Annotated in this window: 15 protein-coding genes and 1 riboswitch; of the genes, 8 read left to right on the plus strand and 7 right to left on the minus strand. The window is 49.2% G+C overall.

Translation table 11 applies throughout. The annotated features are described in order from the left end of the window. Positions 1-78: 78 nt before the first annotated feature. Positions 79-1,335 (minus strand): polyamine aminopropyltransferase, encoded by a 1,257-nt coding sequence (gene speE / locus GY634_RS06300; protein ID WP_166407696.1) that lies wholly within the window; start codon positions 1,333-1,335, stop codon positions 79-81. Positions 1,336-1,603: 268 nt separating this feature from the next. Continuing rightward, positions 1,604-2,170 carry a TMEM165/GDT1 family protein gene (locus GY634_RS06305; RefSeq protein WP_166407697.1) on the minus strand — a complete coding sequence of 189 codons (567 nt, stop codon included), beginning with the start codon at positions 2,168-2,170 and terminating at the stop codon, positions 1,604-1,606. 10 nt (positions 2,171-2,180) lie between these two features. Continuing rightward, a riboswitch (yybP-ykoY riboswitch) is annotated at positions 2,181-2,348 on the minus strand. A gap of 154 nt (positions 2,349-2,502) precedes the next feature. Here GY634_RS06305 and GY634_RS06310 point away from each other — a divergent pair. Beyond that, on the plus strand, positions 2,503-3,135 hold the full coding sequence (locus GY634_RS06310) for an FMN-dependent NADH-azoreductase (RefSeq protein WP_166407841.1): 633 nt from the start codon (positions 2,503-2,505) through the stop codon (positions 3,133-3,135). An 82-nt stretch (positions 3,136-3,217) separates the two neighbouring features. Here the strand turns inward: GY634_RS06310 and GY634_RS06315 are convergent, their stop codons facing one another. Further along, complete coding sequence (locus tag GY634_RS06315; RefSeq protein ID WP_166407698.1) at positions 3,218-4,168, minus strand: DMT family transporter; 951 nt, start codon at positions 4,166-4,168, stop codon at positions 3,218-3,220. A gap of 148 nt (positions 4,169-4,316) precedes the next feature. Here GY634_RS06315 and GY634_RS06320 point away from each other — a divergent pair, with 148 nt between their 5' ends. Beyond that, positions 4,317-4,799: an Lrp/AsnC family transcriptional regulator gene (locus GY634_RS06320; protein WP_166407699.1), complete on the plus strand. Its 483-nt coding sequence runs from the start codon at positions 4,317-4,319 to the stop codon at positions 4,797-4,799. An 88-nt stretch (positions 4,800-4,887) separates the two neighbouring features. Here the strand turns inward: GY634_RS06320 and ribA are convergent, their stop codons facing one another. Beyond that, positions 4,888-5,490 carry a GTP cyclohydrolase II gene (gene ribA / locus GY634_RS06325; RefSeq protein WP_242683624.1) on the minus strand — a complete coding sequence of 201 codons (603 nt, stop codon included), beginning with the start codon at positions 5,488-5,490 and terminating at the stop codon, positions 4,888-4,890. A 231-nt stretch (positions 5,491-5,721) separates the two neighbouring features. Between ribA and GY634_RS06330 the strand changes: the two genes are divergently transcribed. Continuing rightward, entirely contained in the window at positions 5,722-6,102 is a 381-nt protein-coding gene (locus tag GY634_RS06330; RefSeq protein WP_166407700.1) for a COG3650 family protein, read from the plus strand. A 73-nt stretch (positions 6,103-6,175) separates the two neighbouring features. On the opposite strand, the gene purB is transcribed toward GY634_RS06330, so the two are convergent. Continuing rightward, complete coding sequence (gene purB / locus GY634_RS06335; RefSeq protein ID WP_166407701.1) at positions 6,176-7,552, minus strand: adenylosuccinate lyase; 1,377 nt, start codon at positions 7,550-7,552, stop codon at positions 6,176-6,178. A gap of 261 nt (positions 7,553-7,813) precedes the next feature. Between purB and GY634_RS06340 the strand changes: the two genes are divergently transcribed. After that, positions 7,814-8,431, plus strand: coding sequence for a glutathione S-transferase C-terminal domain-containing protein (locus GY634_RS06340; RefSeq protein WP_166407702.1), 618 nt, complete (start codon positions 7,814-7,816; stop codon positions 8,429-8,431). 52 nt (positions 8,432-8,483) lie between these two features. Here GY634_RS06340 and mnmA read toward each other — a convergent pair whose 3' ends face one another. Both mnmA and aroG read right to left on the minus strand, forming a co-directional pair. Next, on the minus strand, positions 8,484-9,599 hold the full coding sequence (gene mnmA / locus GY634_RS06345; RefSeq protein ID WP_166407703.1) for a tRNA 2-thiouridine(34) synthase MnmA: 1,116 nt from the start codon (positions 9,597-9,599) through the stop codon (positions 8,484-8,486). 22 nt (positions 9,600-9,621) lie between these two features. Beyond that, positions 9,622-10,710 (minus strand): 3-deoxy-7-phosphoheptulonate synthase AroG, encoded by a 1,089-nt coding sequence (aroG, locus tag GY634_RS06350; protein ID WP_166407704.1) that lies wholly within the window; start codon positions 10,708-10,710, stop codon positions 9,622-9,624. A gap of 418 nt (positions 10,711-11,128) precedes the next feature. On the opposite strand from aroG, the gene ehuB reads away from it, so the two are divergent. The 4 genes from ehuB to ehuA are packed head-to-tail and all read left to right on the plus strand — an operon-like array spanning position 11,129 to position 14,142. Then, complete coding sequence (gene ehuB / locus GY634_RS06355; RefSeq protein WP_166407705.1) at positions 11,129-11,986, plus strand: ectoine/hydroxyectoine ABC transporter substrate-binding protein EhuB; 858 nt, start codon at positions 11,129-11,131, stop codon at positions 11,984-11,986. Position 11,987: 1 nt separating this feature from the next. Further along, positions 11,988-12,659 carry an ectoine/hydroxyectoine ABC transporter permease subunit EhuC gene (ehuC, locus tag GY634_RS06360; protein WP_166407706.1) on the plus strand — a complete coding sequence of 224 codons (672 nt, stop codon included), beginning with the start codon at positions 11,988-11,990 and terminating at the stop codon, positions 12,657-12,659. Further along, positions 12,659-13,351 (plus strand): ectoine/hydroxyectoine ABC transporter permease subunit EhuD, encoded by a 693-nt coding sequence (gene ehuD, locus GY634_RS06365; protein ID WP_166407707.1) that lies wholly within the window; start codon positions 12,659-12,661, stop codon positions 13,349-13,351. Before ehuC ends, ehuD begins: the two co-directional genes overlap by 1 nt. Next, positions 13,348-14,142, plus strand: coding sequence for an ectoine/hydroxyectoine ABC transporter ATP-binding protein EhuA (gene ehuA, locus GY634_RS06370; RefSeq protein ID WP_278249019.1), 795 nt, complete (start codon positions 13,348-13,350; stop codon positions 14,140-14,142). Before ehuD ends, ehuA begins: the two co-directional genes overlap by 4 nt. Positions 14,143-14,190: the final 48 nt, after the last annotated feature.

Below are 14,190 nucleotides of genomic sequence, written 5' to 3' on the forward strand. Positions count from 1 at the left end.
TGAATCGGCGTTAACCGTATTCAGGCGTTTAGATACTGCTGCTTTTTTTGTAATAAGCCTATTGGCTTATCTACCTACTTAAGCTTCTGTGGTTACCAGTTCAGGCACCAAGTTTTTATAGTAGTTAGGCAACGCAAAAAGCGCACCATGTATTTCACTGTTGTAGTACTGCAAGTCGGTAATATCACGGTCTACCAAGCGTTGCTCTATGACCTCGGCAGCCACAGTTTTAGGTGCCAAGCTATCTGACACCACAACCAAGCCCCAGTACGCACCGTACAAGGGGATATGCAGACCAAACGGGCTGACTTGCTCAAACACGGTACCCAGCTTGTTAAGCATGCTGCTGATTTGTTCTGGCTCGTAGAATGGTGCACCGATGTGCAACACTACCGCACCACCAGGTTTCAGCACCGCTTTACAGGACTCGAAAAACTCAATGGTGTACAGCGGACCGGCTGGTGTTTCAGGGTCGGTAAGGTCTAACAGCACTACATCAAAGCGTTGCTCGGTGGTGCGTACAAATTCGGCACCGTCGCCAACCAACACCTTCGCACGCGGGCTATCTAAAGCACCACGGTTAATGCTGGTCAGATGCTTACGCGCTACTTCAATCACATCACCGTCTAAATCTACCAAGGTGGCTTGTTGAACGGTATCGTGCTTCAGCACTTCTTCCAATGCACCACCATCACCACCGCCAATAATCAGCACTGAACGTGGATCTGGATGACTTAGCATGGCGGGGTGCACCAGCGCTTCATGGTAGAAGAATTCTTCGTTCTCGGCTGTCATTAAACAGCCATCCAAGCGCAGCGTCGTGCCTAGCTCTGGAGAATCCAGCAATTCTAAGTATTGGTATTGCGTTTGTTTGGCCAGCAAACGTTCTGGGAAACGGAAGCCATACACCGCGTGTTGGTTCAGGTTTTCCAGCAACAATTCGCCACTGCCCACGGGGCCATGCTCGTCGCCACGCAACAGGTTGTTGCGTTGTACTTGGCCGGGCTTAAAGGCCTCAATTAAGCCATCGATTAACAACTGTGCTTTGGCCGAGTTGTCTGAACTAAAGTTGCAAACATACACGTCTAACGTCACACCCGCCCGTTCAGGCCAAGTATGCAACGCTAAATGGGACTCTGCTAAAAGCAACGTTCCCGTTACGCCACCAGGTTCACCTTGATACTCAGGAAAGGTTACCCATTTCTCACCTACGATGGTAAGCGTGGACTGCTCTGTCAGTTGACGACACAAAGCGGCTAAAGCGTCTTCGTCTACGAAGAACGCGCGGTCACCAGCGCACTGGTACAAATCTGCTGTAAGGTGCAGGCCTTGCATAAGACAATCGCTCCTTGGGGAAAGGAATCCAACCCGAGGATGGGCTGAAAAAAGGCCGAAGCCAGCCGCTAGATCGCTAACATTGGCTTCACGTGAAAAACACATCACTATACAACAACATATAGCGAAATAAATATAAGTTTATTCAAAAAAAACAGCTTAACAGCAATTACATTCTTTTCCGTTGGAAATAGGATGCAATAACCGTAAATAAGCCTCAGATATTGCAAGTTAGGGGGAGCAATTCCCCCATAACTTTTAAGGGTGTTTAGCCCTGTATCGCGCTGTATAGGGCGATTACACCCAAAACCAAGAACACACAGGCCGCTATGGCATGCACCATTTTGACGGGTAAGCGTTCTGCTAATTTTTGACCAATGAAAATAGCGGGCACGTTAGCAATCATCATGCCTAATGTAGTACCTATCACTACCGACCAGAAGGCTTCGTATTGAGCCGCCAATGCCACGGTTGCCAACTGCGTTTTATCGCCCATTTCGGCAATAAAAAAGGTACAGACAGTGGTGACGAAAATACCGTGGCGTGCAGTGATACTGGTGTCCTCATCCAGCTTATCTGGAATCAACATCCAGCCCGCCATCACTAAGAAAGAAATCGCCAATATCCACGTTAAGACTTGTGGATTAAGGGCATCAGATAACCAGGCTCCCAAACCGCCCGCCAAACCGTGGTTCAGCAGTGTTGCTACCAGCACACCGGCAATAATGGGTAAGGGTCGTTTGAATCGTGCGGCAAGAATAAATGCCAAGAGTTGGGTTTTATCACCGATTTCGGCTAACGCGACTATACCGGTAGAAACAAGAAAAGCCTGCATGATACATATTCCTGGCCGGATTTAGGACGATTGACTACGCCACCCCTCCGGCCATTCCGGGGATGGTGTAGTCAAAGGTCTTGCCAGGCTATGTGCTGCGCATGCCATGCAAGCGAACTTGCAAGTGTGTTGACATGTGCCTCTAGAAGAAGAGCGGCTACTCCCCAATGACGAGCGTCATCATAGCAGCTATTAACCATAAAGACCAACCCATGTGGTCTAAAGCCAATTGTTGCCATTTAAACAATTACTAATTGATATTGATGATCTAAATCATTACTTTAAAAAATTGCATAATGATCCCATCAAATGACTTATGGGTACTACACATCATGCAAACCTTGCTACATATTGACTCCAGCATCAACGGCGACAAATCTGTTTCTCGTCAACTTAGCGCTTTTATCGTTGAGCAGTGGCTGGAACGTCACCCTGATACACGTGTTGATTACTTGGACTTGGCTGTATCAGCCCCAAACCACTTAAGCCAAATCGCTATAGGCTTTCGCACACCAGACATGCCCGCCTCAGTACTAGAAGAAGCCGCTCGTGAAAATGCGGTGTCCGAAGCCCTGGTTAGCCAATTTTTAGCAGCAGATGTGATTGTGTTGGGCGCCCCCTTCTACAACTTCACCATTGCTAGCCAGCTTAAGGCATGGGTAGACCGCATCTTGCAACCACGTCGCACATTCCACTACACCGCCAATGGCCCTGAAGGCTTGGCAGGTGGTAAAAAAGTAATTATTGCGTCCTCACGTGGCGGCGTATACAGCATATCTGAGCAAGGCCAAGCCATGGAGCACCAAGAAAGCTTCTTGCGCGTGATCTTCGGCTTCATGGGCATTACTGACGTAGAGTTTATTCACGCCGAAGGCACTGCTATGGGCCCTGATGCCGCCACTACGGCTCTGCAAGCCGCTAAAGAAAAAAGCATCGCTTTGCTAGACAGTATGGCTACTGCCTAACGCATCGTACTGTATGCAACAGCCATCAAAAAAGCCTTAGCTAACACCTAAGGCTTTTTTGTAGACCAGCAATACTCGATCACTATACCGTTTGATGACGCTGCCCTCTGCGCATCGCAATGGCAGCAAGAACCATCGCGAAAAAGACCGCGCTTAGCCCTACCATGAACAATGGCGACAGCGTATTACCCAGCAACAACACCGATGCCACTATACCGATTAACGGCACACCCAAGGTGAAGTTAGACATACCAAAAGTACTGATACGACGCCCATATTCAGCAGAAATCACAAAGCACGCCGACGTCGCTACTGGACCAATAAAAAACAATAATTCTACTAAGCGCTGATCAAATGGAATCGCCGTAGGCGTACCCTCCAGCACAAATGCAAACCCTGCTAAAGGCACTGTTGCCAGCACCATCTGCCACGGCGCCAATGCCAGCGGCGATGCTGACCAATGGTGTTGTTTGACATGCAAAATCACCACAGCCCAACAAATAGCCCCTATCAACAAGAAGGCTGACCCCATTACAGCACCCGGCGCACTCCAGTCCATTTCCCAGGGTGAGCATATAGCGGCGATCCCACCCAACCCTACAACCAATGCCAACAATTGCAGACGTGTAGGCACCTGCTTAAACAATAACCAACTGGCCAACACACCCCACAATGGCGTGGTATATGCCAACAGCACGGCCCTACTAGTATCCACGTGCGTCATGGCAATCATGCCCAAGCCCGTGAAGGTCATCATCTGCAACAACCCCACGCTGGCCACAATGGGCCAATCGGCACGCGTAGGCAATCTACATACACCACGCACTATCGCCAATACAAACAAACACAACGCCGCGCTACCAAAGCGTAAGGCAGCCAGCCACAACGGTGGCACCACATCCAACGCCAATTTTGTCGCTGGCCAGCTTAATCCCCATAGCACCACCATCAGCGTTAGCCATGCAATGGTTCCTGTTCCCGCTAAGGGATTCGTGGTTTTAGAGGATAAAAGACTGGTAGGTGCGGTGCTCATGACTACAGCTAAACGGTTGATTACTAAGGCTATAAACAAGTGAATAGTCTACTCATTTCCTGGCGAAATTAATCTCCTCATTTACTGATATTTCCCTTAATATAGGTATATCTATCCCATTAACAAAACAAAATAGAAATACTTAACCATGAATACGATTGAGCTAGATAAAGCTAGCCTGCGCATACTGGACGAGCTACAAAAAAATGCAGAATTAAGTAATGCAGAGTTAGCCGAACGCGTAGGATTATCCGCTTCGCCTTGCTGGCGTCGAGTCGCTGACCTTAAACAAGCAGGCGTACTCAGGGGTTCAGTGTCATTGGTAGACCCTTTAAAGCTAGGGCTAGCCGTGAACGTGTTTGTGCACGTCACACTAAAAAACCAAGACAAACACTCGCTAGAAGTCTTTACCGATGCCATCAGTAAACGCCCCGAGGTGATGGAATGCTATTTAATGAGTGGCGATGCTGACTTTATGCTGCGCGTGGTCATACAAGACTTACAACGCTTTCAAGCACTGCTACTGGAGTGCCTTACCCAAATCCCTAGCGTGGCCAGCATCCGCTCTAGCTTTGCACTAAGCCAAGTGAAATACACCACTGCACTACCTACCGAGCATTTACGCGGTTAATGGCAGCCTCAACACGCGCATAACATGCCTACAATGCTCAACAAAAAGCCCCTCCATAGAGGGGCTTTTACAGAAGGATGCGGTAGGTTTACTCTGTCGTAGCGTCTGACGCTAACAAGTGACCCAGCTTTTCTGCTTTGGTTTGCAAGTACCCGCTATTAAAGGGGTTACTCACAATTTGGTGTGGTACACGCTCAACCACGTTATAGCCCAGCTCTTCCAACGCTTTGGTTTTTCTGGGGTTGTTGGTCATCACACGCAGGTCTTTGATACCAAAATGATCCAACATAGGTTTGCATATATCGTAGCGACGCATATCAGCCTCAAAGCCCAACTGCTCATTGGCTTGAACGGTATCTGCTCCTTGATCCTGCAACTGATAGGCACGAATCTTGTTAACCAAGCCTATGCCTCGGCCCTCTTGGCGCAGGTACATCACGACACCACGGCCAGCCTCGGCAATACGCTCAAGTGCTTTACGCAGCTGTGGGCCACAGTCACAACGCTGACTAAACAGCGCATCACCCGTCAAACACTCGGAGTGCACACGCACTAATACAGGTTCAGGTGTAGAAATGTCGCCAAACGCGATCAGCAGATGCTCTTTATTTGTTTGATCATCCACGAAAACATGCAGATCAAACACGCCCCAAGGCATGGGTAATTTACTGGAGGTAATATGGTTCAACAAAACAGGAAACCCGCAAAAAGACGTATAAGCAAACCATCCTGCCCTGCCTTACGTCGTACAAATACCAAGCTATAAGAATACCATTCTTACTCTTTCATCGCACTGCACTATTGTGTCTTAGCGCTGCGAGCACACCCACCATTCACACTTTTTTGCGGTTCTCTACTTGGCGTGCCCACAACCTACCGCATATGATACGCCTCAATCATTCTTTTTACGGAGCCTGCTCTGATGAAACTACTGTCCTTATGCCTAGCTGGCACGGCTCTTTTGCTAAGCGCCTGCTCTACCACTACTCCCGACATCATTGACCCGCGCACATTCAGAGCGCAAGGCAATGAACCCGGCTGGCATATAGACCTGCAAAACGGCCACGCTTCTATAGTGCTGAATTATGGCGATACACGTTACACCAGCTCTGCTGCGCAAACACTAATGGGCTCTACCCAAACGCGCTACAGCGGCCAAGGTCCTAACGGCGACTGGACACTTACTGTGATCAAGCAGGAGTGCTCTGACACCATGAGCGACCAAAGCTACGAATACACCAGCATTTTGAAAACCGAAGGTAAAACCTTACGCGGCTGCGGTAACTACATACCACAACCCTAAATGCACTAAGCCCTGTACTAGACAGGGCTTAGTTTTTCTTGCCTACCTAATTAGGTAGAGACAGAAGGCTTTCTTACACCTGCTTAGCCAACTGCTCAGCCAAGCCAATGTAGGTGCGCGGTGTCAGCGCCAACAGTTGCTGTTTAGGCTCTTCAGGCAATTCCAAACCTTGGATAAACGCGCGCAATGCGGCTTCGGTAATGCCCGCGCCACGTGTTAGCTCTTTCAAGCGCTCGTACGGTTGTGGCAAACCAAATCTACGCATGACCGTTTGTACTGGCTCGGCCAATACTTCCCAACATGCATCGATGTCTGCATCAATCACTTTGGCATTCAACTCCAATTTACCCAAACCGCGTAAACAAGAATCGTACGCCACGATGCTGTAACCCAAGCCCACGCCCAAATTACGCAACACAGTGGAGTCGGTCAAATCACGCTGCCAGCGGGACACAGGTAGTTTTTCAGACAAATGGCGCAACACAGCATTCGCCAAGCCCAAGTTACCTTCGGAGTTTTCAAAGTCGATGGGGTTAACTTTGTGCGGCATGGTGGAGGAACCAATCTCACCTGCTTTCAGTTTTTGTTTGAAGTAACCCAGCGAGATGTAACCCCAGATATCACGGTTGAAATCCAGCAAAATGGTGTTGGCACGCCCAATAGCATCAAACAATGCGGCCATCCAATCGTGCGGCTCGATTTGAATGGTAAGCGGGTTTTGTGTCAGGCCCAACGATGCCAATACCTTGGCACTAAAGGCTGCCCAATCCGTATCTGGGTACGCAGACAGGTGCGCATTGTAGTTACCGGTAGCACCGTTCATTTTTGCCAAAGGCTCAACTGCCTCAATCGCTGCAATAGCGCGCTGCAAACGGTAAGCCACGTTGGCAAATTCTTTACCCATCGTCGATGGGCTAGCCGGCTGACCATGTGTACGAGACAGCATAGGCTGATCGGCAAACTGGTGTGCGTAGCCGCTAATGGACGCCAGAACAGCTTTCAAGGAAGGCACAATGACCTGCTCGCGAGCGCGTGTCAGCATCAAGGCGTGCGAGGTGTTGTTAATGTCTTCAGAGGTACATGCAAAGTGAATGAACTCCGCTGCTTTTTCTAAGTTAGCATCGCCTGCCACTTGCTCTTTCAACCAGTACTCCACCGCTTTCACGTCGTGGTTAGTGGTACGCTCGATTTCTTTGATTCGTGCTGCATCAGCTTCTGAGAAATTGCGTACCAAGCTCAATAGCTTTTCTTGTGTTTCAGCACTAAAGGCCGATAACTCTGAAAAGCCAGCTTGTGACAATGCGATCAACCAAGCAATTTCCACCTCGACGCGGTGTGCCATAAAAGCAGCTTCAGACAACAAGCCACGTAACGCATTACAGCGAGAGCCGTAGCGCCCATCCAAAGGAGAAAGCGCATTTAGCGCAGAGAGTTGGTCAGCAATTTGCATGATGTGAGGTCAAAGAAAAATAGCAAAGCGCTATTCTACCATTGCCTGAGCATGGCTTTCGTTGCTCACATCAGAAGCATGCTATAGACCTACTCGAAAGCGCTAATAATCACAAGACCAACTCTATTAGTGGGTTATTTCTATACATATAAACCACACTCTCTCGTACTTACACGATGCTGTATGCCCAGACAGGTAATTTCACATGACTTAATGTTCCTTCCTGCTATACTTTTCTCGGATTGGATTGATGTAATACCTATGAAACTTCTCGGTTCTCTAACAAGCCCCTACACCCGCAAAGTTCGGGTGGTGATGGCAGAAAAAAAATTGGATCATGAACTCATACTGGAAAACGTATGGTCTGCTGATTCCGACATTGGTCGTTATAACCCGCTAGGCAAAATTCCTTGCTTACTGTTTGATGACGATAGTTCCCTGTTCGATTCCCGCGTAATCGTTGAATACCTGGACACACTGTCCCCGGTAGGTAGACTGATCCCGCAATCAGGTCGTGAACGTGCGGCAACCAAATGCTGGGAAGCCATCGCTGATGGTCTGCTAGATGCTGCCGTCGCCATTCACATCGAACGCAACCGTCGCCCACCCGAGCTGTATTACGCAGACTGGGTGACTCGACAAGAAGGCAAAATTCATGCGGCTCTTGAACACATGAATACCGCCTTGGGTGAGCAACCGTTTTGTACCGGTATCAGCTTCACCCTCGCGGATATTGCCGTAGGCTGTGCCCTAGGTTTTCTGGATCTACGACTGCCCTGCATTAACTGGCGCGAGTCGTTCCCCAATCTAGATCGCCTGCACGAGAAGCTGCTAGAACGCCCTTCGTTCTCAAGCACGATTCCGCCCCAGCAAGCCTAAATAAAAAAGCACTGTTTTCACAGTGCTTTTTTTATGGTGCTAGAAAGAAGCGTTAGCTGATCAAGCCTCCGCCCAAACACACATCACCGTCATACATCACCACAGATTGGCCTGGAGTCACGGCCCACTGCGGTTCGGTAAACGTTAACGACAGAGTTTGCGCATCGCTTTGCAACAACGTGCACTCTGCATCAGGTTGACGGTAACGAGTTTTAGCACCGTATATGCCTTGTGCGGGCGCCTCACCGGAAATCCAACTCACATGGTCTGCTTTGAGTTCGCGATCTAATAACCAAGGATGATCATGGCCTTGCACCACATACAGCGTGTTATTCGCCAAATCTTTTCTAGCGGCATACCACGCATCAGCCGTACCATCTTCACGCTGATGCCCTTTAATGCCACCTATCCCTAGCCCTTTGCGTTGACCAAAGGTATAAAACGCCAACCCCACGTGTTGACCCAAAACTTCGCCTTCAGGGGTTTTAATTGGCCCTGGTGCTGTAGGCAAGTAACGGTTCAAGAATTCCCTAAATGGGCGCTCTCCAATAAAACATATACCGGTAGAGTCCTTTTTCTTGGCATTAGGCAATTGCAGTTCTTCAGCAATACGACGTACCTCGGTTTTGGGTAACTCACCCAATGGGAACAAGGTACGAGACAACTGCGCCTGATTTAACCTATGCAAGAAATAGCTTTGATCTTTGCTGGTATCCAAGCCTTTTAGCAACTGATACTGCGTACGACCCGCCTCTTCCACCGCTCGCACACGCGCGTAGTGACCGGTCGCAATCAAATCAGCGCCTAAGGACATGGCATGATCTAAAAACGCCTTAAACTTAATTTCGGCATTACACAGCACATCAGGGTTGGGGGTACGGCCAGCCGAGTATTCGCGTAAAAACTCGGCAAATACACGGTCCTTATATTCAGCAGCAAAGTTTACTGCTTCAATATCTACACCCACCAGATCCGCCACACTGGCGGCATCCAGCCAATCTTGCCTAGACGAACAGTATTCTGAATCGTCATCGTCTTCCCAGTTTTTCATGAAAAGGCCGATGACTTCATAGCCTTGCTGCTTTAGCAGCCAAGCACTTACCGAGGAGTCCACACCGCCGGACATCCCCACAACCACACGACCTTTTTTCATGGATGAATGCTGCATAACACTTTACCGTTTTTCCGTTTTAGGCTGTTGCACCAGCCTCTTGTTTGGCGGCCACTACTGTACGACGTGTACGACGAGCCTGTGCCAAACGCTCCAACACTGCGATGGAGCTTTCCCAACCAATACAACCATCAGTAATACTTTTACCGTAGGTCAGCTCTTGACCTTCTACTAGGTCTTGACGGCCTTCCACCAAGTGGCTTTCTACCATCACGCCAAAAATACGTTCGTCGCCATTTTCGATCTGTTCGCAAATCTCGTTGATCACTTCTGGCTGACGACGGTAGTCTTTGTTGCTGTTTGCATGGCTAGCATCAATCATGACACGAGCACGCAAACCATTAGACTCCATTTCTTGGCTAGTTTTTTCTACGCTTTCTGCATCGTAGTTAGCTGTTTTACCACCACGCAAAATAATATGGCAGTCTTGGTTACCTGTTGTAGACACAATGGCAGAATGGCCGCCTTTGGTCACTGACAAGAAATGGTGCGGCGAAGCGGCTGCTTTAATCGCATCTACGGCAATACGTGTACTGCCACCGGTACCATTTTTGAAACCTACTGGGCAAGACAAACCAGAAGACAACTCACGGTGCACCTGACTTTCTGTAGTACGCGCACCAATAGCGCCCCACGATACCAAGTCTGCAATGTACTGAGGAGTGATCATATCCAAGAATTCGCAGCCTGCGGGCAAACCTAGCGAGTTCACCTCTAACAACAGCTCACGTGCTGTACGCAACCCTTGGTTAATGTTGAAGCTGCCATCCATGTTGGGGTCGTTGATCAAACCTTTCCAACCCACGGTAGTGCGAGGCTTCTCGAAGTACACACGCATGATAATCAGCAAATCATCTTTGAAACGTTGCTGCTCCACCTGCAAGCGACGCGCGTAATCCATCGCGGCTTTAGTGTCGTGAATAGAGCATGGCCCAATCACAACGACAAGGCGGTCGTCCTTAGCGTGCAAAATGTTATGAACCTCACGGCGCGTTTGATGCACGGTAGAGGCCACTTCTGTGGAACATGGGAACTCGCGCATGACATGGGCAGGCGGGCAAAGTTCTTTAATTTCTTTAATACGCAGATCATCTGTATTGTGCGACACGATTTCACTCCATTGGATTGTGCCGGTAGCAAATAAATGCGGCACAAAAAAAGCCGCCTTTTTTGCTGGCGGCTTTTTTAAGGATTTCGTTTACTAGTTTGCTTGTGTAGCAGACATCCTTCCTTGCGCCAGCGGCCTCGGAAAAGCAAAAAAGTAAGCGAAAAAATAAGATTTCTGTAAAAGCATTCAATCATGCTAGCACAAAGAAAAATGCACCACAACGATAAATTGTATAAAGCGCAACACCCACACACATTGGGTCGCGCGCGCAACGCATGACCCATTTACGCAGGCTATGTCAACCTTAATTATTATCTATACATACAATTTGAACTGAAATCATTTTTCAGTGTACGATTTCAATGGAAATTATTTGCATATCGCATTATCTGTACGCGATACCCACAAGGAGTTTGCAATGAAACGTCCCCTATTACGCTCAGCCATCGCCACCTCGCTGGCATTGAGCTGCACCGCCCTACTGCCCGCACATGCCGTCAGCCTAGAAGACTTACAACAACGCGGCACCGTACGCATCGCCGTTGCCAATGAAATACCCTACGGCTACATGGATATGAGTGGAGAAGCCAAAGGCCCGGGCCCAGAGGTTGCCGCCGCCATCATGAAAAACTTAGGGGTAGAGAGGATTGAATGGGTGACCACTAACTTTGGCTCCCTGATTCCAGGACTACAAGCTAACCGTTTCGACATGGTGGCTGCCGAAATGGCGATATTGCCCGAGCGCTGCAAACAGGTGCTGTACTCCAACCCCAATAGCTCCTATGGCGAAGGGTTACTCGTTGCCAAAGGCAACCCTAAAGACCTGCACACCTACGAAGAGTTCGCTACAGGCGACCACACTATTGCCATCATGGCTGGTGCCGACCAACTAGAGATGATGCAAGCACTGGGCATAGATGAAAGCCGCTTGGTCACCCTAGCCAATAATGCGGATGCCATTTCAGCAGTCTCTACAGGGCGCGCCGATGCTTACGCCGCCACCAGCTTAACCGTCAGCGAACTCGCCTCTAAAAGCGATAAAGTCGAACCAGCAGCCGAATTTAAAGACCCCATCGTCAATGGCGAGCCAGTACGTAGCTGGGGTGGCTTTGCTTTCTCCCAAGACTCTGAAAGCCTACGTGATGCAGTGAACGACGAACTACGTTCATTTAAGCGCACCCCTGCGTGGCAAGACATACTTTCGCGCTATGGGTTTAGCGATACCGATATGAGCCACTCTAACGAACGCACCACCGAACAGTTGTGCGCTGGCTGAGATGAACTGGTTTAGTTATGTGCCCCCGTTACTAGAGGGGGCTTGGGTGACGGTACAACTCACGTTGTACTCCAGCGTGTTGGGATTGATCTTTGCCTTCGCCTTTGGTCTGGGCAAACTCTCCTCACACTGGGCGATTAAAAGTGTTTCTATCGCCTTTATAGAAATATTCCGGGGCACCTCGTTGTTGGTGCAATTATTCTGGCTGTATTTCGCACTCCCTGTACTCGGCGATTATATGGGTATAGACCTACGCCTTCCTGCCGTTGTAGCAGGCACCTTGGCACTGTCCTTAAATATAGGGGCCTATGGGGCTGAGGTTGTACGCGGCGCCATACAAGCCGTGCCCCCTACACAATTAGAAGCAGCCCTCGCTTTAGACTTCACCCCACGCCAAACCTTGTGGCGCATTAGTATCCCCCAAGCCATTCCTGAAATGATGCCTAGCTTTGGTAATTTAGCCGTACAAAACCTTAAAGACACGGCCTTGGTATCGCTGATCAGTTTGGGGGACTTGGTGTTTAGAGCCGAGCAAATACGTAATTTCACCCAAGACAGCACCACCATCTACAGCCTATTACTGTTTATGTATTTTGGAATGGCCTTGGTCTTAACTGCCGCCATCAAGCTGTTAGAGCGCTACGTCTCGCGTTGGCGTCAGGGGGAACTCTAATGTTATTTGGCTATAGCTGGGACACCAGTTCCAATTGGGCGTTTGCCGAGTCCATTTTGCCCATGTTGTTGCAAGGCATGATCGTCACACTACAAGCCACGTTATTGGGCTTTGTCGTTGCCGCCCTGCTAGGGCTGGTACTTGCCGGCCTAAAAAGTGCTCCTGTGAAATGGATTTCATGGCCTGCCACCGTCATCACAGAGTTTATACGTGACACCCCCTTGCTGGTGCAGTTGTTCTTTCTGTATTACGTGCTGCCCGACTACGGCTTAGTACTACCTGCTTTTCTTACCGGCGCACTGGCCCTAGGCCTGCAATACAGTGCCTATACCGCCGAAGTCTACAGAGCTGGTATTCAATCTCTGGCCAAAGGCCAACTCGAAGCCGCACGTGCCCTGGATATTTCACCACTACGCACCTTTGTGATTGTAGTACTACCCCAAGCCATCCCTCGCGTTATCCCCGCATTGGGTAATTATCTGGTTTCTATTATGAAAGACGTACCGGTGCTTTCCGTCGTGTCGGTACTAGAGATGTTAAACGTTGCCAAGATCATTGGTGACCGTACCTTTAACTATCTAATCCCCCTCTCTATGGTGGGAGGCCTGTACTTGCTGATGACGTTAGTGGCTTCATGGTTAATACGGCTACTGGATCAACGTTTGCCAAAAGAAGGAATTCCACTGAAATGACTATTTCTCCCCCAGACCCTGAAGACATCATCCGCTTTGAAGGTGTGAACAAACGTTTTGGTGAGCACACCGTGTTAGATCACCTAGATTTCACTGTGAAGCGCGGTGAGAAAGTCACCATTATTGGCCCCTCCGGTTCAGGTAAATCTACCGTCTTACGCATTTTGATGACCTTGGAAAACATCCAAGAAGGTGTAATTTGGGTAGCCGGAAAGCCGTTATGGCATCACCTCGAAAATGACCACTTATTGCCGGCCAGCGCCAATCACCTACGTGAAATGCGTAAGGAAATGGGCATGGTCTTTCAACAGTTCAATCTGTTCCCGCACATGACGGTGAAACGCAATATTACTGAAGCCCCAAGGCATGTACTGGGCCTAAGCAAAGAAAAGGCTGATAAACGCGCTGAAGAGTATTTGGAGTTGGTGGGACTAGCGGATCATGCCCATAAGTTCCCGTGCCAACTTTCTGGCGGCCAACAGCAGCGAGTCGCCATTGCCAGAGCGTTAGCGATGCGCCCTAACATTATGCTGTTTGATGAACCCACCTCAGCGCTAGACCCCGAGCTGGTCGGTGAGGTACTCAGCGTCATTCAGCGCCTCAGCACCAAGCACGACCTCACCATTTTGCTCGTCACGCACGAAATGCAATTTGCTAAAGAGGTTTCTGACCGTGTGTGTTTCTTTGATCAAGGAAAAATGGTGGAAGAAGGCCCACCCGAACAGATATTTGGAGCGCCGCAACAAGCCAGAACCCAAGAGTTCTTAAGCAGTTTCCTACAGCACGCTTAATACTCACTTTATAAAAATACAGGCCTGAAAAGGCCTGTATTTCTTTGT

Source organism: Paenalcaligenes suwonensis (genome assembly GCF_011290505.1).
Lineage (GTDB): Bacteria > Pseudomonadota > Gammaproteobacteria > Burkholderiales > Burkholderiaceae_B > Paenalcaligenes > Paenalcaligenes suwonensis.